This is a genomic window from Anaerozeibacter quisquiliarum (assembly GCF_051162045.1).
Classification (GTDB): Bacteria; Bacillota; Clostridia; order Christensenellales; family Aristaeellaceae; genus Anaerozeibacter; species Anaerozeibacter quisquiliarum.
On sequence record NZ_JBISDI010000008.1, the window covers coordinates 1 to 21,707 of the forward strand.

The following is a 21,707-nucleotide window of genomic DNA, read 5'->3' on the forward strand; positions in this document are numbered from 1 at the left end:
TTAGAGTATATAATTAATTATACCACATAATGTTCAATATGCAACGGCGCATTGAGGAAAAAGAGCACAAAGATTCGCGCGGCAATAGGACGCAAAATGCGCTTGACAAAAAGGGAGGCATGCGCTATACTCACGAAAACGCTTTGAAGGAGGGGTTCGGCATGCGAGTCAACATGATGCGGATGGGCATGCGTCGGCGCGGTCCTGCCTTCAAAGCGGGAACGCGGTGGGCTTGACCCATTGCGCTCCGGTATGGCTTTAAGGCAGCCGCGCTTCTAAAGCGGCTGCTTTTTCTATGCTGCAAACTACGCAAGCGGAGGGAAAATCATGGGCTATCGCATCGAAACCCAGCTGATCCAGGAAGGATACAAACCCGAGAACGGTCAGCCGCGCGTGCTGCCGATCTACCAGTCCACCACCTACCGGTATGATTCGTCCGCACATCTGGCCGACCTGTTCGACTTGAAAGTGTCCGGCCACATGTACTCGCGCATCTCAAACCCCACCGTCGACTGTGTGGAGCGGAAGATCGCCGCGCTCGAGGGAGGCGTGGGCGCGCTCTGCACCTCGTCCGGCCAGGCCGCGATGCTGCTGGCGATCCTCAACATCGCGAGCGCCGGCGACAACTTCGTGAGCGCCTCGGAAATCTACGGCGGCACGATCAACCTGTTCGCGGTCACTTTGCGCCGGCTGGGCATCGAGGCGCGCTTCTTGGCGCCCGACATGACCCCGGAGCAAACCTGCGCGCTGTTTGACGCGCGTACCCGCTGCGTGTTTGGCGAGACCATCGCCAACCCGGCGCTCAAGGTGCTCGACATCGAGCGCTATGCCGAGCTTGCGCACCGGCACGGCGTGCCGCTGCTTGTGGACAACACATTCGCCACGCCGGTGCTGTGCCGGCCGATCGAGCACGGGGCCGACGTCGTGATCCACTCCACCTCGAAGTACATGGACGGCCACGCCAGCGTGGTGGGCGGCGTCGTGATCGACGGCGGCCGATTCGATTGGGCGAACGGCAAATTCCCCGAGATGACCGAGCCCGACCCGTCCTACCACGGGGTGGCCTACGCGCGCGACTTTGGCGCCGTGGCCTATGTGACCAAGGCGCGGGTGCAACTGATGCGCGATTTCGGCGTGACGCCGCAGCCGCTGGCCGCGTTCCTGCTCAACCACGGGCTCGAAACGCTGGCGCTGCGCGTCGAGCGCCACAGCCAGAACGCGCTTGCGATCGCCCGGCGGCTTCAGGCTGATCCGCGCGTAGCCTGGGTCAACTACCCGCTGCTCGAGGGATCGAGCGAGTACGCGCTCGCGAAGCGATACCTGAACGGCGGCGCGTCGGGCGTGATCTCGTTCGCGGTCGCGGGCGGGCGCGAGGCGGCGGTCAGGTTCATGGACGCGCTCAAGCTGGCCGCGATTGTGGTGCATGTGGCCGACTGCCGCACCTCGGTGCTGCACCCGGCCAGCACCACCCACCGCCAGTTGGCCGACGCGCAGCTTACGGCCGCCGGCATTGCGCCCGACATGGTGCGCATGTCGATCGGGATCGAGCACGTAGAGGACATCTGGGCCGACATCGACCAGGCGCTAGGTCACGCGAATCCGCCTGCGGGCGGATTCGCGTGAGGGGGCCACGGGGGACGGCACCTGAAAATTCCGCGGAATTTTCCGGCGGGGGGCGACCTTCGCCCGGTGCCGGGATCGGGTGCGCATTTCCTGGACGAAATGCCGCCCGCCCCGGCGTACACGCCGCCGGTACGATTGAACACGGAGGGCCCTGGCCCTCCAAACTTCCCGGGGTTTTGCGTGAGCGACTACCCTGACCAAGTGCGAAATAAGGGGGATATCCCGATGCCGATCAAGGTGCCCAACAACCTGCCCGCGATCGAGACGATGCAGGACGAGAACATCTTCGTGATGACCGAGACGCGCGCGCGTACGCAGGACATCCGCCCGCTCAAGATCGCGCTGCTCAACCTGATGCCCACGAAGGTTTCGACCGAGACCCAGTTCGTGCGGCTGCTGGGCAACACGCCGCTGCAGGTGGAACTGACGCTGCTGCACACGCGCTCCCACCAGCCGAAAAACACGCCCGAGGCGCATTTGCTGGCGTTCTACCATACGTTCGACGAGGTCAGAGACCTCAAGTTCGACGGGTTGGTAATCACCGGCGCGCCGGTCGAGCAGCTGCCGTTCGAGGAGGTGGACTACTGGCCGGAACTCGCCCGGATCATGGATTGGAGCACGACCCATGTGCACTCGACCGTGCACATCTGCTGGGGCGCGCAGGCGGCGCTGTACCACCACTACGGCGTCCCCAAGCATCCGCTTGAGCAGAAGCTGTTCGGCGTGTACCCCCACTTCGTCGAGCGCAGAACCTCGATGCTGCTGAGGGGCTTTGACGACGTGTTCCTCGCGCCCCACTCGCGCCACACCACGATCTGGCGCAAGGAGGTTGAGCGCGTGCCCGAGCTCAAGATCCTCTCCTCGTCGTCCGAGGCCGGCATCTACGCCATGGCGACCGACAAGGGCCGGCGCATCTTCATCACCGGCCATTCGGAGTACGACGCCGACACGCTGAAGCGCGAGTACCTGCGCGACAAGGCCGCGGGTCTGCCGATCGAGGTGCCGGTCAATTACTTCCCGAACGACGACGACCGGCGTGAGCCTCGCGTGGGTTGGCGCGGGCACGCCAACCTGATGTTCTCCAACTGGCTCAACTACTTTGTCTACCAGACCACGCCGTATAATATCGAAGAAATTCAGTAGGGAGGGCAAGCCGATGAAGTACGTGATGGGCGTCGACCACGGCGGCACCAGTTCGAAGGCGGTGCTGTTTGACCTCACGGGCAACGAGATTGCCTCGGCCAGCGGCAAGACGCCCTTGCTGACGCCCGGGCCGGGCCAGACCGAGCGCGACATGGAGGCGCTGTGGCGCGTCAATTGCGACGTGATCCGCCGCGCGCTCGAGGATGCCGGCGTCGATCCGTCGGATATCGCCGGCGTGTCGTTCTCGGGGCACGGCAAGGGGCTGTACCTGTGGGGCGCGGACGAGCGCCCGGTGCGGGGCGGCATCGTGTCCACCGACAGCCGCGCGGCGGCCTACATCGAGCGGTGGAACGCGGACGGCACGGCCGACCGCGCGTTTGAAAAGACGCGCCAAAGCGTACTGGCCAGCCAGCCGGTGGCGCTGCTTCGCTGGCTCAAGGACAACGAACCGGACGCGCTGGGGCGCACGCGGTGGGTGTTCGGCGTCAAGGACTACATCCGCTACCGGATGACCGGCGAGGCCTTCGCCGAGGTGACCGACGCGTCGGGCTCGAGCCTGCTCAACCTCAATACGCGCGGCTACGACGAGGAGCTGCTCGCGCTGTGGGGGCTGTCCGAGCTCGCGGGCAAGCTGCCGCCGGTTCGCTATTCGAGCGAGGTGTGCGGGACGGTGAGCGCCGAGTGCGCCGCGCTGACCGGGCTTAAAGCCGGCACGCCGGTCGCGGGCGGGCTGTTCGACATCGACGCCTGCGCGATTTCGATGGGGGTCGTGGGCGAGGATTATCTGGCCGTGATCGCGGGCACCTGGTCGATCAACGAGTACATCGCAAAGGATCCCGTGCTCGACCGCTCGGTCAAGATGAACTCGCTCTACTGCCTGCCCGGCTACTACCTGATCGAGGAGTGCTCGCCCACCTCCGCGTCCAACCAGGAGTGGTTCGTCGGCGAATTCCTGAAGGAACTGGCGGCGGCCGAAGGCGCGCCGGTCTATGAGGTCGCAGGCGCGCTCGTGCAGTCGATCCCGGCGCGCGAGGACTGTCCGGTCTTCCTGCCCTACCTGTTCGGCGGGGCCGACGACGCGCGCGCCCGCGCCTCGTTCATCGGCATCGACAGCCGCCACACGCGCGCCCACCTGATGCGCGCGGTGTACGAGGGCATCGCGTTTGGCCACAAGCTGCATGTCGACCGTCTGATGACGCACCGCAGGCAGACCCGCGCCGCGCGCATGGCGGGCGGCGTGGTCAACAGCCCCATGTGGGTGCAGATGTTCTCCGATATACTGGGGCTGCCCATCGAGACCATCCAGGCCAAGGAGCTCGGCTGCCTGGGCGCGGCGATGGCCGCGGCGGTCGCCGCCGGGGCTTATCCCGACCTTCAGGCCGCCGCAGGGGCCATGGTGCGGGTGGGGAAGATCTACCGGCCCGACCCCGCGAAGGCCGAAGCGTACCAAAAGAAGTACGAGCGGTATGTGCGGATCGAACGGGCGATGCGCGGGTGTTGGGGGATTCTGTAGGAAGGGGATTGCCGATGTTTGGCTGCCCCCGGAACCGACAGGCATGAAAAAGCCGGGCGCTGTGAAGCGGCCGGCTTTTTTGATGGGTTATTGGGCGATACTGCGATGCACAAAGGCATCGTACGTTAGCTGTTGGATCACCTTGGTATTCAATGCGATTGCCTTGGCGTTGCAGGCTGCTTGCTGCTCAAGCGCATCGATTTGTTGCCTAAAGGCGACGGCGTACTTGTCGATCTGGCTGTTGAAGCCGTAGACCTTGTCTTCGAACTTGACCAGCCTCAAGTCCATGGTCTCGACCTTCGCTTCAAGCACGTCAAAGCGCGATTCCAGCTTGTCAAATCGCGTTTCAAGCACGTCGAAGCGCGACTCGAGCTTGTCAAATCGCGTTTCAAGCACGTCGAAGCGCGACTCGAGCTTGTCAAATCGCGCTTCAAGTACATCGAAGCGCGATTCGAGCACGTCGAAGCGCGATTCCAACTTGTCGAGGCGCGATTCCAGCTTGCCGATCCTTGCGTCTATGGCATCGAAGCGAGCGTTCACCTTTGCTTCCAGCGCGCCGATCTCCGAGCGCAACTCCGAGCGCAACATCGTTCCCAGCTGCTCGATGGCTTGCAGAACCTTGGATTCGTCCATGCGATCATCCCCCGTGCGAGGTATTGTACCATGTGTCGGTGGAGGAATCAAGCATCGTCATCCCTTTATTTTGCCTTCTGCGCGATGTCCCTTGCGACGATCACGCCGCTGACCGAGGCCTGCATAAGCCCCCGCGTGATGCCCGCGCCGTCGCCGATCGCGTAGAAGCCCTGAATCGAGGTCTCCATGTTGGGCGCGACCATGAGCTTCGACGAATAGAACTTGGCCTCCACGCCATACAGCAGCGTGTTCTGCGAGTACATGCCCGGCGCGACGTTGTCGAGCGCGCGCAGCGTCTCGATGATGCTCGTCAGGTGCCGGTGCGGCAGCACAAACGACAAATCGCCCGGCACCGCCGTGGTCAGCGTGGGCTCGGTCGTCGATTTTTTCAGGCGCGACCAATCGGTCCTGCGGCCCTTGAGCAGGTCGCCCAGCCGCTGCACCATGATCCCGCCGCCGGTCAGCGTGTTGCCCAGCTGCGCGATGTACCGCCCGTACTCGATCGGCTGGTTGAACGGCTCCGTAAACCGGGTCGACACCAGCAGCGCGAAGTTCGTATTGGCCGTGCGCAGGCTCTGGTCGGCGTAGCTATGGCCGTTGACCACGGCCAGCCCGCCCTCATAATGCTCTTCGCTGACCAGCCCGCCGGGGTTCATGCAGAACGTGCGCACCTTGTTCTCGAAGGTGTCGGCGTAGTAGATCATCTTGGCCTCGTACAGATGGCGCGTCAGGTGGTCGATGATCGAATTCGGCACCTCGACGCGCACGCCGATGTCCACTTCATTATTCGCCGTCGTGATCCCATGCTCGCGTGCGATGCCGTTCAGCCACTGCGCGCCGCCGCGGCCAGGGCCGGCCACCACATAGGGCGCGCGCGCCTCGAACGCGTGCTGGTCGTCCCGGAGCTTGACGCCCGCGATCCGGCCGTCCTCGACGATCAACGCTTGCGCCGCCGTCTTTTCGAGGAAGGTGAAGCCCTCGTATTTTTCGAGCGTGTTGTACATGTTGGTCAGCACGTTGAAGCCCAGCTCCGTGCCCATGTGGCGCACGGGGCAGGGGATCAGCTTGATGTTATGCTTGCTGCACTCGTACTTGATCTCATCGACCTTTGGGTCGCCCAGCCCGTACACCACCTGCTGCGCGCCGTGGTCGAGGTAGATCGAGTCGGCGTATGCGATCAGGGCGCGCACCTCGCCCACCGGCAGGTAGTCGGTCAGGTTGCCGCCGACTTCCTCGCTGAGCGACAGCTTGCCGTCGGAGAACGCGCCCGCGCCCGCCCAGCCGCTCATGATGTTGCACGGCTTGCACCCTACGCAGCGGCCGAGCTTGCGCGCCGGGCAGGTGCGCCGCGTGATCTTGAGCCCTTCGTCCACCACCAGCACCCGCGCGCCGGGGTTCAGCTTCATGGTCTCAAGCGCGGTAAAAATGCCGGCAGGGCCGGCACCGACGACGATGATGTCGTAATTTGACATGGTTCCAAACCTCTCGCCAAAAATCCACCTTATATCGTACCAGATGTGGCCAACGCTGTCAAGGGTTGACCTTTGGCAGACGTTTCGCTACAATAGGCTGAATAGGTGTAATAGCGTCGAAGGAAGTGGATTGCATGGATTTGTTGAAACAGCGGATCTTGTCGGACGGCAAGGCGCTCGGCCGCGAAATCCTGCTGGTGGACTCGTTCCTGAACCATCAGGTGGACCCCGAACTGATGGACCTGATCGGCGAGGAATTCGCGAAGCTGTTCGCGGATGCGGGCGTAACGCGCGTGGCCACGATTGAATCGAGCGGCATCGCGCCCGCCGTGATGGCCGCGCTGAAGCTTGCCGTGCCCATGGTTATCATGAAAAAATCGACCTCGGCCATCCTGTCCGAGGAGGTCCGGCAGACGCCGGTGCACTCCTACACCAAGGGCACCACCTACCAATTGACGCTCAAGTCGCGCTTCATCGAGAAGGGCGACCGCGTGCTGTTCATCGACGACTTTCTGGCCAACGGCGAAGCGGCGCTGGGCGCGACGCGGCTGATCGAGCGGTCGGGCGCCGCGGTGGCCGGCATCGGCATCGTGATCGAAAAGGCGTTTCAACCCGGCCGCGCGCGGCTTGCGGCCGCCGGATACGCGCCAATCTCGCTGGCCAGCATCCAGTGGATGGATGTCGGCAGCATCGAGTTTGCATAAACAAAGGAGAACAAAGTATGCCTGCGATTGAGGACATTAAGTGCTTTTTGCTTGACATGGACGGCACCTTCTACCTGGGCGACAGGGTCTTGCCCGGCTCGCTCGAATTCATCGACGCGGTGAAGAAAAGCGGGCGCGATTATTTATTTCTCACCAACAATTCATCGCACAACGCGCTGTACTACGTGGAGCGCCTGAAGCGCATGGGGCTGGACGTTGGGCGCGAAAAGATATTGACTTCGGGCGAGGCCACGGCTTGCAAGGCGGCGGCGCTCTATCCGGGCAAGCGCGCCTACGTGCTCGGCAACGAGTACCTGCGCGCCGAGCTGCGCGAGGGTGGCATCGAGATCGACCAAGGGTCGCCCGACTACGTGATCGTGGGCTACGACACCACGCTTGACTACAAAAAGATGACCGAGGTGTGCGACTTCGTGCGCGCGGGGCTGCCCTACGTGGCCACCCACCCCGACTTCAACTGCCCCACCGAGTCAGGCTTCGCGCCCGACATCGGCGCGATCATGGCCTTTATCGAGGCGTCCGCCGGCCGAAAGGCCGACCTGATCGTGGGCAAGCCCCACGCCGGCATCGTGGAGGCCGCGCTTAGGCGCACCGGCCTCAAAAACCATCAACTGGCCATGTGCGGCGACCGACTGTACACCGACGTCGAGACCGGCATCCGGCATGGCATGCTGTCGGTGCTGGTGCTCAGCGGCGAGACGACAAAAGAGATGGCGGCAGCGTCGGCCACCAAACCGGATCTGACGCTCGAGCGGCTGGCCGACCTGATCCCGATGCTGTAGCAATCACGCGCAATCGGCTGCGGCCGCCTGCGCGTGAAGAGGGAACAGGGCCGGATTGCTGAAAACCCTGCGGGGTTTTCCGGGCGCAATCCGGCTGGTGGCATTGGTTCCGAGTCGGGCGGGCGAGCTCGCCCTTTGCCGGAATCCATAGAAACCGGCAGAGCCGGCATCTATGATAGAATATGGAAGGCTGCGGCCCGGGAATCCCCCGGAGGGAGGACGGCGCGGGCCGCCTATGAAACATCCGATTTTTTTAACAGACTATACCGGCTAAATGTGGTAAAATGACATGACCACGCGTTTTGAGAGGTGAAACCATTGCGACGGATAGCGCCCCTTGTGTTCTTCATTGCGTTGTTGGCGTTCGTGTTCATGCCGAGCGACGAAATCCGGCTGGATTCGGCCGTGCCGGTCGGCGCGCCGGCCGGCGAAGCGATGCAGTCGGAGGGCGAGGACGCGCCCCGGTTCACGCCGGTGCCCACGCCGATCCCGACGCCGACGCCCGTGCCCACACCTTCGCCGACGCCCGTGCCGACGCCGGTACCCACGCCCGAACCCACTCCGCTCGTCAAGGGCATGCGCAACGACGACGTGACCCGCCTGCAGCACGAGCTGATTAACCTGGGCTTCCTGCAGGGCGAGGTGGATGGCCAATACGGCAACGCCACGGTGACCGCGATCAACGACGTCAAGACCTATTTAAACGAGCAATACCTGAAGATGGCCACGCCCGAGCCGGCCGCGATCGCCTACTTCCCGCCCGAGGACGGCGCGGGAGGGCTTGAAGGGCAAGGGGAGGGAGAAACGGCCTCCGCGCAGCAGACGCTGCCCTACGCGGTGAACGGCGAGGCGGATTGGAAGCTGCTCGAGGCCATCTACTCGGGCGCGATCAGCGACACCTTCGACACGCTGGCCGAGGGCGACACGGGCGGCGCGGTTAAGCGTGTGCAGTCGCGGCTCAATACGCTGGGCTACGTCTACAAGGGCGTGGACGGCGCGTTCGGCGCGACCACCAAGGACGCGCTGATGTACTTCCAACAGCTCAACGACCTGCCGCAGACCGGCATCGCCGACAAGAACACGCAGGCGATGCTGTTCTCGGGCAGCGCCGTCAAGAGCGACCGGCCGCTGCGCGATTACAAGATCCGGGTGGACCTTTCCGAGCAGCGTGTATACGCCTATCAGTGGGACAAGAAGACCGAGGATTACACCAAGCTGGTCAAGAAGTTCAAGTGCTCGACGGGCGGGCGCGGTACGCCCACGCCCACCGGCACCTTCGACGAGACGGTGCGTCGGGGCGAGGAGTGGCACTATTTCAAGGACTTCGGCGTCTGGGCGCAATACGCGATCCACATCGATTCGACCGGCAACATCATGTTCCACTCGGTGCTGTTCAAGAAGCGGGGCGGGCGGCCCACCAGCGGTTCGGTGTCGTCGCTCGGCCGGCGCGCCTCGCACGGCTGCATCCGGCTGGCCGTAAGCGACGCCCGGTGGATGCACGAGCATGTGCTCGATGGGACGACGGTGGTTATACATAAGTGAAAGATGCCTTCGGGCATGTGAGATGCGCCGCGGCGCATAGGAGGGGGAATCCCTCTTATGTGCCGCGGCGCATCTCACGCCGCGAAGCGGCATTTCACTCGCCCGAAGGGCAAATTTCACTGCGCCGCGTTACAACCGGCGCACCTTCGGGCCCTTGGGGGTGTCTTCGATTGCGTAGCCGAGTTTGAGCGCCTCTTCCCGCAGCCGATCGGCTTCGGCGAAGTTCTTGGCCTTCTTGGCGGCCACGCGCGCTCCGACCAGCGCGGCGATCTCGGCGGGCGTAGTATCCGGTTCCTTTGAGAGGATGCCCAGCACGTCGGTCATCGCTTGCAGCCGCGCGACCGCGCCCTCGATCGCGGCCTTCGACGGGGCGGCTTCCGCGGTCAGCGCGGTGTTCATCTCGCGCGCGTACTCGAAGATCGCGCCCAGCGCGTCGGCGGTGTTCAGGTCGTCCTCCATCGCCGCGTCGAACTCGGAAAGCGCGCGCGCGCCGCGCTCGATCAGCGCCTGCTCCGCCTCGTTCGCGGGCCGGTCCTCGGCGTGCTCGAGCAAGAACAGCGCGTTGTTGCGCGCGGTGTACAGCCTATCGAGCGAGGCCTTGGCCTGCTCGATCATCTCGCGCGAGAAGTTGACCGGCGAGCGGTAGTGCGCCGACAGCATGAACATGCGCACGGCCTCGAGGTCGTATTCCTTGGCGATGTCGCGCACGGTGAAGAAGTTGCCGAGGGACTTGGACATCTTGCGGTTGTCCACGTTGATGTGGCCGTTGTGCATCCAATACTTGGCGAAGGTCTTGCCGGTCGCGCATTCCGACTGGGCGATCTCGTTCTCGTGGTGGGGGAAGACCAGGTCGACGCCGCCGCAGTGGATGTCGAAGGTCTCGCCCAGGTATTTCATCGACATGGCCGAGCACTCGATGTGCCAGCCCGGACGGCCCATGCCCCAGGGGCTCTTCCAGGCCGGCTCGCCCGGCTTTTGCGCCTTCCACAGCGCGAAGTCCATCGGGTTTCTCTTGACGCCATCCACCTCGATGCGCGCGCCCGCCTCGCGATCCTCGATGTTCTGACCCGACAGCTTGCCGTAGTCCTCGTCGGACTCGGTATCAAAGTACACGTCGCCGTCCACCGCGTAGGCGTGGCCGCTCTTTTCGAGCTTAACGATCAACGCTATGATCTCGCCCACGTGCTCGGTCGCGCGCGGGTGCACGTCGGCGGGCAGTACGCCCAGCGCCTGCGCATCGGTGAAGTACTCCCGGATGTAGCGTTCGGCCAGCTTCGGCACGGTGGTCTCTTCTTCTCGCGCGCGGCTTATCAGCTTGTCGTCGATGTCGGTGAAGTTCTGCACGAAGGTCACCTTGTAGCCCTTGTGTTTAAGGAACCGGCGCAGCGTGTCGAACATGATGAACGGGCGGGCGTTGCCGATGTGGAAGTAGTTGTACACCGTGGGGCCGCACGCATAGATGCGCGCTTCGCCCGGATGCACCGGCTCGAAGGTTTCCTTCTTGCGGGTCATGGTGTTATAGATCTTCAATGTGCATGTCCTCCTTGCGTATCCTGGGGCAGTCGGGCATCGCTTTTTCGTCGCAGGCGTCGCAGTTCACATTGCCCTGTGCGAGACAGTGTTCGAGCCGCTCGACGCGGCTGAGCAGTTTTTGAATGACCTCCTTGACCGGGTCGGGCAGATTGACCTGATCGAGGTCGATCGGAGCGCGCTCGCCGGCCTTTTTCACGATCCGGCCGGGGTTGCCGACCACGGTCGCGCCCGGCGGCACCGCCTTGAGCACCACGGCGCTGGCGCCGATCTTGACGCCGTCGCCTACGGCGAACGGGCCCAGCACCTTCGCGCCCGAGCCCACGACCACATTGTTGCCCAGCGTCGGGTGGCGCTTGCCCACATCCTTGCCGGTGCCGCCCAGCGTCACGTCCTGGTACAGCGTCACATCGTCGCCGATCTCGGCGGTCTCGCCGATCACCACGCCCATACCATGATCGATGAACAGGCCCCGTCCAATCGCGGCTCCGGGATGAATTTCGATGCCGGTTAGTTTGCGCGTGCGCTGGGACACCATGCGCGCCCACAGCTTGAAGCCATGTGTCCATAGCCAGTGCGCGCGCCTATGCCTTCGCACCGCGCGGAAGCCCGGGTAGCACAGCACCACCTCGAGCGCGCTGCGCGCGGCCGGGTCGCGGCTGATCACGGCGTCGATGTCCGACTTCCATTGGCTAAACAAGCGAGTCCCTCCCTTCATATACCAATCGGAATCGCCACGCGTACGTCGGGCGAGTGGATTTTTCGCCCTCGCTACGCCTGGAAACCGCGGGCGTAGCGGCGCTACGTCAAGGTTTTCAGGCGAGGCGAGGACGGGAAAGCGCCGCCTGATGGATGCGGGGGTGGTTCCGTTGGTATGATATAAAAAAGCACGCCTCCAACCTACAGAGACGCGCTGGCGTGGTTCCACTCTGCTGAAGGGGCATCCCCTCCGCTTTTTCGCGCTGTATCGGGCGCGCCCGTCGCCATTACGCGATGACTCCCGGGCGCACGTTCGGCGGAGGCAACACATCGGGGCTCTCAGCCGGCGACCCCTTTTTCTGTGCGTGCGACCATTTCCGCCTACTCTTCCCGTTCTCAGTCAACATCATTATATGAACGGGACGGCGCGGCGTCAACGAAGAGCAGGTTAAACGCGAGACCAAGTTGCACTTGACAATTGATGTCATTCAATTTAAAATAATGATATACACCATACCGTGGATTAACATGGATTATTGGATATGGAGGGGAACGCGGACATGGGTGAGCGGACCATGGTGCTGGGTGTGATCGGCGCGGACGTGCACGCGGTGGGCAACCAGATATTGAACTTCGCGTTTACACAGGCCGGGTTCAAGGTGGTGAACCTGGGCGTGATGGTGTCGCAGGAGGAATTCATCGAGGCGGCGGTGGAATCGGCGGCCACGGCGATCGTGGTGTCGTCGCTGTACGGTCACGGCGAGCTTGATTGCCGGGGGCTGCGCGAGAAGTGCGACGAAGCGGGGCTTAACGGCATTTTGCTGTACGTGGGCGGCAACATCGTGGTGGGCAAGCAGCCGTTTGAGGAAGTGGAGCAACGCTTCAAGGCGATGGGCTTCGACCGGGTGTTTGGGCCCGGAACCGCACCCGAGGTGACGATCGAGGCGCTGAAGCGCGACTATGAGGCGCTTGAGGCGCTGGGGCGGTCATGAAGCCGATCCTGCTGATCGATTTCGGCTCGACCTACACCAAGGTCCTGGCGGTCGATCCGGATGCCGGGCGTGTGATCGGCACGGCCGACAGCTACACCACGGTGACGACCGACGTATCGATCGGGCTTGCGGACGCGCTTACGAAGCTGGCCCGCCAAATCGGGACGCGCGAGTTTTCCGAGCGCTACGCCTGCTCGTCGGCGGCGGGCGGCCTCAGGATGATCGCGTCGGGGCTTGTGCCCTCGCTGACCAGCGAGGCCGCCAAGCGCGCGGCGCTGGGCGCGGGCGCGAAGGTGGTCAAGACCTACGCCTACGAGCTGACCTGTGACGACACGGAAGAGATTGCGCGGCTCGCGCCCGATATCCTGCTGCTGTGCGGTGGCACAGACGGGGGCAACCGGGCCTGCGTCGAGCACAACGCGCGCATGGTCGCGCAGATGGACTACCGATGCCCGGTGGTCATCGCGGGCAACCGCGCCGCGCGCCGCGCCTGTGAACAGGCGCTTGCGGGGCGCGAGGTGATCGCCGCGGGCAACGTGATGGCCGAGTTCGGCAGGCTCAATGTAGAACCGACGCAGGCCGTGATCCGCGAGCTGTTTTTAAAGCGCATCATACGGGCCAAGGGCCTTTCGCAGGCGGCGGAGCTGATCTCGGGCATCTTGATGCCCACGCCCGCGGCGGTGCTCGAGGCGCTGACGCTGCTCAAGGAGGACATGGGTGAGCTGATGGCGGTCGACCTCGGCGGCGCGACCACCGACATCTACTCGATCACCGCCGGCCTGCCCACGCGTCCGAACACGGTGCTGCGCGGCCTGCCCGAGCCCTACGCCAAGCGCACGGTGGAAGGCGACATCGGCATGCGCTACAGCGCGCAGGGCATCGTCGACGCGGTGGGCATAGAGGCATTGACCGAGGCCGCCGGGCGGGACGCTGAGACGGTTCGGCGCTGGCTGGACCGCATCCATGCGGAGCCGGGCGTACTGCCTGCAAAGCCCGAGGAGTCGGACGTTGACTTCGCGCTGGCTACGTTGGCCATCGAGCTGGGGCTGAGCCGCCATGCGGGCACGATCGAGCAGGTCTACACGCCGATGGGCGTGGCCTACCAGCAGACCGGCAAGGACCTGACCGAAATACGCGCGCTGTTGCTGACCGGCGGTGCGCTCGCTCACTCGCCGCGCGTCGAGCAGATGGCGCGCCGCGCGATGGCGGCACCGGACCACATGTGCTCGCTGATGCCGCGGGACGCCCGGGTGTTCATCGACAGGCGCTACATTCTATCCGCCATGGGGATATTGAGCCAGAACCATCCGCAACTGGCGCGGAGCATCATGATGAAGGAGTTTGTGTATGGAGATTCGCAATAAAAAGCTGACCATGGATGAGTTTTCCGCCATTCGCGAGGCGGTGCTGGGTCAGTGGCCGACCGGCAAGGACGTGAATCTTGATGAAGCGTTCGCCTATCAGCAGGCGATCCCCGAGGCCAAGCGGTTCTCGGCCAAGCTGCGCCGCGCGCGCGCGCGGGGCGAGACGCTGATCCAGCCGCGCGCCGGCGTGCCGCTGATCGAGGAGCACATCAAACTGCTGAATTACTTGGAAGACAAGGGCGAGGCCGACCTGCTGCCCACCACGATCGACTCCTATACCCGCCTCAACCGCTACGAGGAGGCCGAGGTGGGGATCAAGGAGAGCCGGCGCCAGGGCAAGGCCATGCTGAACGGCTTTCCGGGCGTCAACCACGGCGTGGCCGGCTGCCGGCGCGTGACCGAGTCGACCTCGGTGCCGGTGCAGGTGCGCCACGGCACGCCCGACGCGCGGCTGCTGGCCGAGATCACGCTGGCGGGCGGCTTCACCAGCTACGAGGGCGGCGGCATCTCCTACAACATCCCCTACGCCAAGAGCGTGTCGCTCGAGCGCACGATGACCGACTGGATGTACTGCGACCGGCTGGTCGGGCTGTACGAGGAGCAGGGTATCTCGATCAACCGCGAGCCGTTCGGCCCGCTGACCGGTACGCTGGTACCGCCCTGCATGTCGCACGCCGTGGCCGTGATCGAGGCGCTGGTCGCCGCCGAGCAGGGCGTCAGGAACATCACCGTGGGCTATGGGCAGTTGGGCAACCTGGTCCAGGACGTGGCCGCGATCCGGTCGCTCGAGATCGTCGCCAACGAATACCTGAAAAAGTACGGCTACGAAGACGTCGAGGTCACGACCGTGCTGCACCAGTGGATGGGCGGCTTCCCGCAGGACGAGGCCAAGGCGTTCGGCGTGATTTCCTGGGGCAGTGCCGCCGCCGCGCTGTCACACGCGACCAAGGTCATCGTCAAGACCCCGCACGAGGCGATGGGCGTGCCCACGATGGAGGCCAACGCGCAGGGGCTGCGCGCCACCAAGCAGGTGATCTCGATGCTGGCCGATCAATCGCTGCCCGAGGACGCGGTACGGCGCGAGGTCGAGATCATCCTTACGGAAACCCGCCTGATCGTCGATAAGTGCTTTGAGCTCGGCGGCGGCGACATCGCGCTGGGCACGGTGCGCGCGTTCCAGGCCGGCGTGCTCGACGTGCCGTTTGCGCCCAGCCGCTTCAACGCCGGCAAGATCCTGCCCGCGCGCGACAATCAGGGCGCGGTGCGGCTGCTCGAGACCGCCGCGCTGCCCTTCACCGCCGAGCTTAAGGCCTGGCACCGCGACCAGATCGAGCAGCGCGCCCGCGCCGAGAAGCGCGACGTGTCGTTCCAGATGGTCATCGACGACATCTACGCGATATCAAAGGGACGCCTGGTAGGACGCCCGCGCTAGCGCGCGGGGCCTCGAAATCTTCCCGTCCGCCCGCTTCGCGGACTGCCGGACGGGAAGCGATTCCGAGTCGGTCGGCTGCGGCCCTCCTTGGTCGGAATCGCAGTCACGCCCTTCGTACACGCCTGCGGGCACGCTCCGGGAGGACTGCGGCCCTCCCGGACGCTCCCGGATAGAGAGCGGAGGACGGATGGTGAGGATGAACCCCCGTTGATCGTGGGGTTATAATACAAGGAGGTCAGGAATCATGAAGATCATCGACGTCATTTGCTCGCCCGGACGCACCGGGTTCTTCTTCGACGATCAGCAGGCGATCAAGAAGGGCGCGCGGGCCGATGGTTCGGCCTATGTCGGCGAGCCGGTCACCAAGGGCTTCAGCGCGGTGCGACAGGCCGGCGAGTCGATCTCGGTGATGCTGCTGCTTGAGGATGGCCAGGTGGCCTACGGCGACTGCGCCGCGGTGCAGTATTCGGGCACGGGCGGGCGCGACCCGCTGTTCCTGGCCGGCGATTTCATCAAGGTGATCGACAGCCACGTGAAGCCGCTGCTTGTGGACCGCGAGGCCGACTCGTTCAAGAAGTTGTGCCAGGAGTTGGACGAGATCGAGGTGGACGGCAAGAAGCTGCACACTGCGATTCGCTATGGCGTCAGCCAGGCGATTCTGGACGCGGTCGCGCGCGCGCAGCACCGGCTGATGTGCGAGGTGGTGGCCGAGGAATACGGCACGAATGTCTCCAGCCGCCTGATCCCGATCTTTACCCAGTCGGGCGACGCCCGATACGACAATGCCGACAAGATGATTATGAAGCACGCGGACGTGCTGCCGCACGCGCTTATCAACCACGTGGCGACCAAGCTGGGCGAGCACGGCGAAAGGCTGATCAAGTACGTCGAATGGCTGCGGGACCGCATCATTCAGTTGCGCACGGACGAGCAGTACAGGCCCGTCCTGCACATCGACGTGTACGGCACGATCGGGTTGATCCTCGGCAACAACAACTACAAGGGCATGGCCGACTACTTGAGCGAGCTTGCGGAGGCGGCCTACCCGTTCAAGCTGCGCATCGAGGGCCCGATGGACGCGGGCAGCCGCGAAGCGCAGATGGTCGCGCTGCGCGAGTTGCGCAAGGAAATCGACGCGCGCGAGATCGCCGTCGAACTGGTCGCCGACGAGTGGTGCAACACCTACGAGGACGTGGTGTACTTCACCGACAACCAGGCCGGGCACATGGTGCAAATCAAGACGCCGGATCTGGGCGGCATCGACAATACGATCAAGGCGGTGCTCTACTGCAAGGCGCACGGCATGGGCGCGTACCAGGGCGGCACCTGCAACGAGACCGACCGCTCGGCGCAGGTCTGCGTACACGTAGCCATGGCCACCCACCCCGTTCAGATTCTGGCCAAGCCGGGCATGGGCGTGGACGAGGGCTATATGATCGTCTACAATGAGATGCAGCGAATTCTCGCGTATCGCAAGGCGCGCGGGCCGCGGTATAACCCGGTTAGATAGAGGAAGGAAGGCGACACCCCGCCTGCGGGCATCCCTCCGGGGAGGGAATGGAGAATGTTAAGGGGGCTGCGGCGCTTTTCATGGCGTCGCAGCCCCCTGATGTCAACCTGTGCGCGTTACTTTACCTCGAACGCCGGGATCACGCCGCCCTTATAGGTGTCGCTGGTCAGCACGAAGTCGGCGACCTTTTTCGAGCACAGCACGCTTTCGAGGTCCTTGACCCACTGGGCATCTTGATCCGCCTGGCGAATCACGACGTAGTTGGTGTAGACCTTGCCGGCTTCGCTGTCGGCGGCTTCGAGGTAGATGGCGTCGGTGGCCGGGCTGAGCCCCGCGTCCAGCGCGAAGTTGCCGTTGATGACCGCAAGGTCCACGTCGTTCAGCGTCGAGGGGATCAGGTTGGCGTCCATCTCGCGGATGTCCAGGTTTTTCGGATTCTCGACGATGTCGAGCGCGGTCACCGAGGAGTCGGGCGTCGTGCCCTTGGGCAGTACAATCAGCCCGGCCGACTCGAGCAGCAGCAGCGCGCGGGTCTCGTTGGAGGGGTCGTTGGTGACCGCGATTACGCCGCCGTCGCTCAGCGCCTCGATCGAGTTCACGCGGCCGGCGTAGATGCCGTAAGGCTCATAGTGCACGCCGATCGCCGCGACCAACTGCTCGGACTCGGGAACCGTGGCGTTATAGGCGCTAAGATAGGGAATGTGCTGGAAGTAGTTGGCATTCAGCTCGCCGGTGGCCAGCGCCGGGTTGGGCAGCGGGTACTCGGTGAAGGTGATGATTTCCAGATCGTAGCCCAGCGCGTCGAAGTCGGGCTTAATCAGCTCCAGAATCTCCTGGTGCGGCGAGGGGGTCGCGCCGATGACGATCTTCTCGGCGGCGAACGCGGGGGAAACCGACAGGATCAGGCCGAGCGCCAACAAAACGGACAACAGCTTCTTCATGGGGATACCTCCTCAAATTATTGCGATACAACAGAAAATCTATATGAAGCGGACGATGCCGCTTGGTATCAACGCCGCCGGTGGTCGCTCACGCGGGTCAGGATGCCGCCCACGATTTGAAACAGCTGCACCAGCACGACCAGGGCGATCGAGGCAAAGTACATCACGCCGTATTCGCGCCGATTGAGGCCGTAGGTGATGGCGATCTTGCCCAGTCCGTCGCCGCCGGCCGCGCCCGCCATGGCGGTGTAGGCCAGGATCGTGGTCACGCAGATGGCCGCGCCGTTAATCAGCGAGGGCAGGGCCTCGGGCAGCAGCACCTTCCGGATGATCTCAAACGTCGACGAGCCCATCGACTGCGCGGCCTCGATCGTGCCTGAGTCCACCTCCTTGAGCGCGCCCTCGACCATGCGCGCCACAAACGGGAAGGCGCTGACCGTGAGCGGGAAGATGATCGATCGGGTGCCGATCGCGGTGCCCATCACGACGCGGGTGACCGGGAACAGCATCACCAGCAGGATCAAGAACGGCACCGAGCGCAGGAAGTTGACGATCGCGCCGAGCACGGCGTTGAGCGTCGGGGACTCCTTGATGTGGCCCTTGCCGGTGATGACCAGCAGTACGCCCAGCGGCAGGCCGACCAGGTAGGCGAGGATGGCCGAGGGCAGCGTCATGTACAGCGTGTCGGCGACGCCCTGCGCGACCAGCGCCCAGATGTTGTCCATCGTCATTTGGCGTGCACCTCCTCGACGGTCAAACCCATTTCGGTCAACCCCTTGACCAGCTTTTCCCGGTCTGAGTAGGATTCGGGCAGCTCGAGCAGCATTTGCCCGTAGGCCTTGCCGCCAATCCGGTGCATGTTCGCCGACAGGATGTTGACCGGCATTTGGTGCTTGAGCACGAAGTCGGACAGCATCGGGGCGTTGCGGCTCTGCCCGTCGAACACGATGCGCAAGGCCTGGGTGATTTCGTCCTCGTTCTCCTGCTGGATGACCCCGAACAGCCGCCGCCCGGCCGCGCTCTTGGTGTGGGTGAACACCTGGTCCACGCCGCCTTCCTCGACGATCGAGCCGCCGTCGATGATCGTGACCATGTTGCAAATTTGACGGATGACCGCCATCTCGTGGGTGATTAGCACGATCGTGATGCCCATGCGCTGGTTGATGTCCTGAAGCAGCTTGAGGATCGATTGGGTGGTCATCGGGTCGAGCGCCGAGGTGGCCTCGTCGCACAGCAGCACCTCGGGGTTCAGCGCCAGCGCGCGGGCGATTGCCACCCGCTGCTTCTGTCCGCCCGACAGCTGTGACGGGTAGGCGCGCGCCTTGCCCGTCAGCCCCACGATCTCGAGCAACTCCTTCACGCGCTTGTTGGCCTCGGCGCGGGGCACGCCCGCGATTTCGAGCGGATAGCGCACATTGCGGGAGACATTGCGCTGCATGAGCAGCCCGAACTGCTGGAAAATCATGCTGACCCGTTTGCGCATGACGCCGAGCTCACGGCCGGAAAGCTCCAGCACGTTCTGCCCGTCGATGAAGATACGCCCCTCGGTCGGCGTGTCCAGCCGGTTGATGCAGCGGATCAGCGTGGATTTGCCCGCGCCGCTCATGCCGATGATGCCGTGGATGTCGCCGCGCCTCACCGTCAGATTCACGCCGCTGAGCGCCGTCACCGCTTCCGCGCCGCTGCCGTAGACCTTCGACAGCCCCTCGATGCGAATCATGGGCTCGCCCGTTTCAGCCAAGATCATCCCTCCGATTCATACAAAAAAACGGCAGACCTTGCGATCTGCCGACATTGCCCCATAAACAGGCTAAAGGCGGACGTTGCGCAGGCCACGAGGTGCGAAAACGAACATGCCGCCGCAAGTGCGACGCATGTTCGTGGGCATCATCATGGCGTTTACGAAGAGCGTTGCCTTCATTGCTGCGCAATCTCCCTTCCTCAGTGTTACGTTTTGGCCATTCTACAGCAGTGGGAACGGGTTGTCAAGTTAAATGTCCTCGATCAGCGTGCTCAGGCCCTGCACCTTGGACAGCGCGTCCCATGGTGTGATGAGGCCGAGCAGCGCGCCCGACTCGTCGCCGGTATCGGTGATGAAGATCACCGCGACGCGCTTGCGCTTCTTGATGTCGGCTTCGAACGCGCGCTTGACGTCCATGTAGGTGGCCGCAGGCGGCATGAACAGAAACCGCTCGGTCATGTGTTTCTCGATCGGCAGAAACGCACGGAAATCCGACAGGCGGGTGTTTTCATCGATCGCGCTGCCCGGATGCGCGGCCAGGTAGGAGAACACCGTCGAAACGCTGAACACGCCCCTGAATGCGCCCCCGTCGTACACCGGGATGTGGGAGAACCCCCGCTGCTGCATGTCGCGCATCAGCCGGATCGCGGCGAAATCCATCCGCGCGCGCATCACGCCTTCCACTCCGGTCGCAAACGTCAGCGCGCGCAGCGGTTTTTTCAGCTCCTCGACGATCTCGCGCAGCGCGCCTACGATCGCCTCGCTCGGCTCGACCACCGCGCTGTCGTCGCCCGCGGCGTTGTGGGTCAGGATGTTGCGGATCTCCCGGCACAGGTTCAGCCGGTCGCGAAACGGCAGGCTGTCGTCGTCGTGCAAATACTCCATGACCACGCTGCCGGTGGTTCGCAGCGAGCGGGCGTACTTATTTTCGAGGGCTTCCTCGAGTTGGCGGTACAATAGCAAAAACTCCTCGGAGCGCATCTTTACAAACCCTCCCAAGCCAGATATACTGATACCGACATAGGTCATAAAGGGGCGATGTTTGTGCTCACCATCGGCATATGCGGCGCGTCGGGCAGCGGCAAGAGCACGTTGTCGGCCGCGCTGGCGCGCGCGATCGATCAGCAGTGCATCTTGCTGGCGCAAGACAGCTACTACAAAAACCACCTGGAACTGCCGTTCCACCAGCGCGAGCGGATCAATTACGACGAGCCCGACGCGTTCGAGCACGATTCGCTGCTCCAAGACCTGCGTTCGCTCAAGGCCGGCCGTGCGATCACCCGCAAGGCCTACGACTACACCCAGCACCTGCGCTGCGATTCAGGCGAACTGATCGAGCCCAAGGACGTCATCATCCTCGAAGGCATCCACTGCTTCTACGACGAGGCGGTGCGCGCCGAGCTCGACTTCAAGATCTACATCCGCGTCGACCCCGACATCTGCCTTTTGCGGCGCGTCAAGCGCGACATCATCAAGCGCGGCCGTCACATCGAGGGCATCGCCCAGCAGTACATGACCACCGTCAAGCCCATGTACGAGCGCTACATCCGCGGCTACATCGACTACGCCGACGTGATCGTGGCCGGCGGCGGCAAGAACAAGCGCATCGTGGACATCCTGGCGTGCTACATCAACAGCGGCCGCCTGGGGGGATTATAGCATGTGATCGCGATCTGTGTCTACAAGCGCGTTTCCGAGGCGCAAAAGGCCGGGCGCTTCTTCAAGGAGCGCGGCGTGAAATTCCAGACGGTGGACGTGTAGGAGAAGGGGGCCGGGGAAGAAGGAGCTTCAACTGTTTGCGCAGGGGTCGGGCTTTCAGACGTGCGAGGACAGCATCCCGGGCGCGCCGGCTGTGAGTCGGGTGAATTTAACCGTATCTTCGTTGATTTGCGCGCGGCGTGCCGGTATAATTTCACACAATCGCATATAAACGCGACGATCGGGAGCATGGGCTTCAGGCGTCCTTTCACAGAGAGCCGCCGTTCGCTGCGAGGCGGCAAAGGACCGAAACCCTACTGACCCGTGAGCGGTCGGCTGAACGGATGCCCGCGGGGCGCCAAGTAGGCTG

The 21,707-nt window shown here is 63.8% G+C and carries 19 protein-coding genes; 11 read left to right on the top strand and 8 right to left on the bottom strand.

Annotated elements, in window-relative coordinates:
• Positions 1–327: 327 nt before the first annotated feature.
• The 3 genes from ACH6CV_RS04775 to ACH6CV_RS04785 all read left to right on the top strand — a co-directional run bounded on the left by ACH6CV_RS04775 (position 328) and on the right by ACH6CV_RS04785 (position 4,279).
• Positions 328–1,623 (top strand): O-acetylhomoserine aminocarboxypropyltransferase/cysteine synthase family protein, encoded by a 1,296-nt coding sequence (locus tag ACH6CV_RS04775; protein ID WP_456357027.1) that lies wholly within the window; start codon positions 328–330, stop codon positions 1,621–1,623.
• Between the two features lie 225 nt (positions 1,624–1,848).
• On the top strand, positions 1,849–2,766 hold the full coding sequence (gene metA / locus ACH6CV_RS04780; RefSeq protein ID WP_456357028.1) for a homoserine O-acetyltransferase MetA: 918 nt from the start codon (positions 1,849–1,851) through the stop codon (positions 2,764–2,766).
• Between the two features lie 13 nt (positions 2,767–2,779).
• A complete protein-coding gene (locus ACH6CV_RS04785; protein WP_456357029.1) occupies positions 2,780–4,279 on the top strand; it encodes an FGGY-family carbohydrate kinase in 1,500 nt (499 codons plus the stop codon).
• 87 nt (positions 4,280–4,366) lie between these two features.
• Here the strand turns inward: ACH6CV_RS04785 and ACH6CV_RS04790 are convergent, their stop codons facing one another.
• On the bottom strand, positions 4,367–4,912 hold the full coding sequence (locus tag ACH6CV_RS04790) for a hypothetical protein (protein ID WP_456357030.1): 546 nt from the start codon (positions 4,910–4,912) through the stop codon (positions 4,367–4,369).
• Positions 4,913–4,977: 65 nt separating this feature from the next.
• Positions 4,978–6,384 (bottom strand): NAD(P)/FAD-dependent oxidoreductase, encoded by a 1,407-nt coding sequence (locus ACH6CV_RS04795; protein ID WP_456357031.1) that lies wholly within the window; start codon positions 6,382–6,384, stop codon positions 4,978–4,980.
• A 134-nt stretch (positions 6,385–6,518) separates the two neighbouring features.
• Between ACH6CV_RS04795 and ACH6CV_RS04800 the strand changes: the two genes are divergently transcribed.
• The 3 genes from ACH6CV_RS04800 to ACH6CV_RS04810 all read left to right on the top strand — a co-directional run bounded on the left by ACH6CV_RS04800 (position 6,519) and on the right by ACH6CV_RS04810 (position 9,430).
• The gene (locus tag ACH6CV_RS04800) at positions 6,519–7,088 is read left to right on the top strand and encodes a xanthine phosphoribosyltransferase (protein WP_456357032.1); all 570 of its coding nucleotides are present in this window, start codon (positions 6,519–6,521) and stop codon (positions 7,086–7,088) included.
• A 17-nt stretch (positions 7,089–7,105) separates the two neighbouring features.
• On the top strand, positions 7,106–7,888 hold the full coding sequence (locus ACH6CV_RS04805) for an HAD-IIA family hydrolase (RefSeq protein WP_456357033.1): 783 nt from the start codon (positions 7,106–7,108) through the stop codon (positions 7,886–7,888).
• A 318-nt stretch (positions 7,889–8,206) separates the two neighbouring features.
• Positions 8,207–9,430: a L,D-transpeptidase family protein gene (locus ACH6CV_RS04810; RefSeq protein ID WP_456357034.1), complete on the top strand. Its 1,224-nt coding sequence runs from the start codon at positions 8,207–8,209 to the stop codon at positions 9,428–9,430.
• Positions 9,431–9,559: 129 nt separating this feature from the next.
• Here ACH6CV_RS04810 and cysS read toward each other — a convergent pair whose 3' ends face one another.
• The gene (cysS, locus tag ACH6CV_RS04815) at positions 9,560–10,960 is read right to left on the bottom strand and encodes a cysteine--tRNA ligase (protein ID WP_456357035.1); all 1,401 of its coding nucleotides are present in this window, start codon (positions 10,958–10,960) and stop codon (positions 9,560–9,562) included.
• Complete coding sequence (gene cysE / locus ACH6CV_RS04820; RefSeq protein WP_456357036.1) at positions 10,947–11,660, bottom strand: serine O-acetyltransferase; 714 nt, start codon at positions 11,658–11,660, stop codon at positions 10,947–10,949. Before cysE ends, cysS begins: the two co-directional genes overlap by 14 nt.
• 559 nt (positions 11,661–12,219) lie before the next feature.
• Here cysE and glmS point away from each other — a divergent pair.
• The 4 genes from glmS (at position 12,220) to ACH6CV_RS04840 (ending at position 16,957) form a co-directional block, all read left to right on the top strand.
• Entirely contained in the window at positions 12,220–12,651 is a 432-nt protein-coding gene (glmS, locus tag ACH6CV_RS04825; RefSeq protein ID WP_456357037.1) for a methylaspartate mutase subunit S, read from the top strand.
• Positions 12,648–14,015, top strand: a complete 1,368-nt coding sequence (glmL, locus tag ACH6CV_RS04830) for a methylaspartate mutase accessory protein GlmL (RefSeq protein ID WP_456357038.1) — start codon at positions 12,648–12,650, stop codon at positions 14,013–14,015. The genes glmS and glmL overlap by 4 nt, the downstream gene beginning before the upstream one ends.
• Positions 13,999–15,447: a methylaspartate mutase subunit E gene (locus tag ACH6CV_RS04835; RefSeq protein ID WP_456357039.1), complete on the top strand. Its 1,449-nt coding sequence runs from the start codon at positions 13,999–14,001 to the stop codon at positions 15,445–15,447. Before glmL ends, ACH6CV_RS04835 begins: the two co-directional genes overlap by 17 nt.
• A 244-nt stretch (positions 15,448–15,691) precedes the next feature.
• Positions 15,692–16,957 (top strand): methylaspartate ammonia-lyase, encoded by a 1,266-nt coding sequence (locus ACH6CV_RS04840; protein WP_456357040.1) that lies wholly within the window; start codon positions 15,692–15,694, stop codon positions 16,955–16,957.
• A gap of 116 nt (positions 16,958–17,073) precedes the next feature.
• On the opposite strand, the gene ACH6CV_RS04845 is transcribed toward ACH6CV_RS04840, so the two are convergent.
• From ACH6CV_RS04845 to ACH6CV_RS04860, 4 genes are all read right to left on the bottom strand, one after another.
• The gene (locus tag ACH6CV_RS04845; RefSeq protein WP_456357041.1) at positions 17,074–17,898 is read right to left on the bottom strand and encodes a MetQ/NlpA family ABC transporter substrate-binding protein; all 825 of its coding nucleotides are present in this window, start codon (positions 17,896–17,898) and stop codon (positions 17,074–17,076) included.
• Positions 17,899–17,966: 68 nt separating this feature from the next.
• A complete protein-coding gene (locus ACH6CV_RS04850) occupies positions 17,967–18,629 on the bottom strand; it encodes a methionine ABC transporter permease (protein ID WP_456357042.1) in 663 nt (220 codons plus the stop codon).
• Entirely contained in the window at positions 18,626–19,639 is a 1,014-nt protein-coding gene (locus ACH6CV_RS04855) for a methionine ABC transporter ATP-binding protein (protein ID WP_456357043.1), read from the bottom strand. Before ACH6CV_RS04855 ends, ACH6CV_RS04850 begins: the two co-directional genes overlap by 4 nt.
• Before the next feature lie 249 nt (positions 19,640–19,888).
• Positions 19,889–20,620, bottom strand: coding sequence for a hypothetical protein (locus ACH6CV_RS04860; RefSeq protein ID WP_456357044.1), 732 nt, complete (start codon positions 20,618–20,620; stop codon positions 19,889–19,891).
• 63 nt (positions 20,621–20,683) lie between these two features.
• Between ACH6CV_RS04860 and udk the strand changes: the two genes are divergently transcribed.
• Positions 20,684–21,298, top strand: coding sequence for a uridine kinase (gene udk / locus ACH6CV_RS04865; protein ID WP_456357045.1), 615 nt, complete (start codon positions 20,684–20,686; stop codon positions 21,296–21,298).
• The last annotated feature ends 409 nt before the right edge of the window (positions 21,299–21,707 follow it).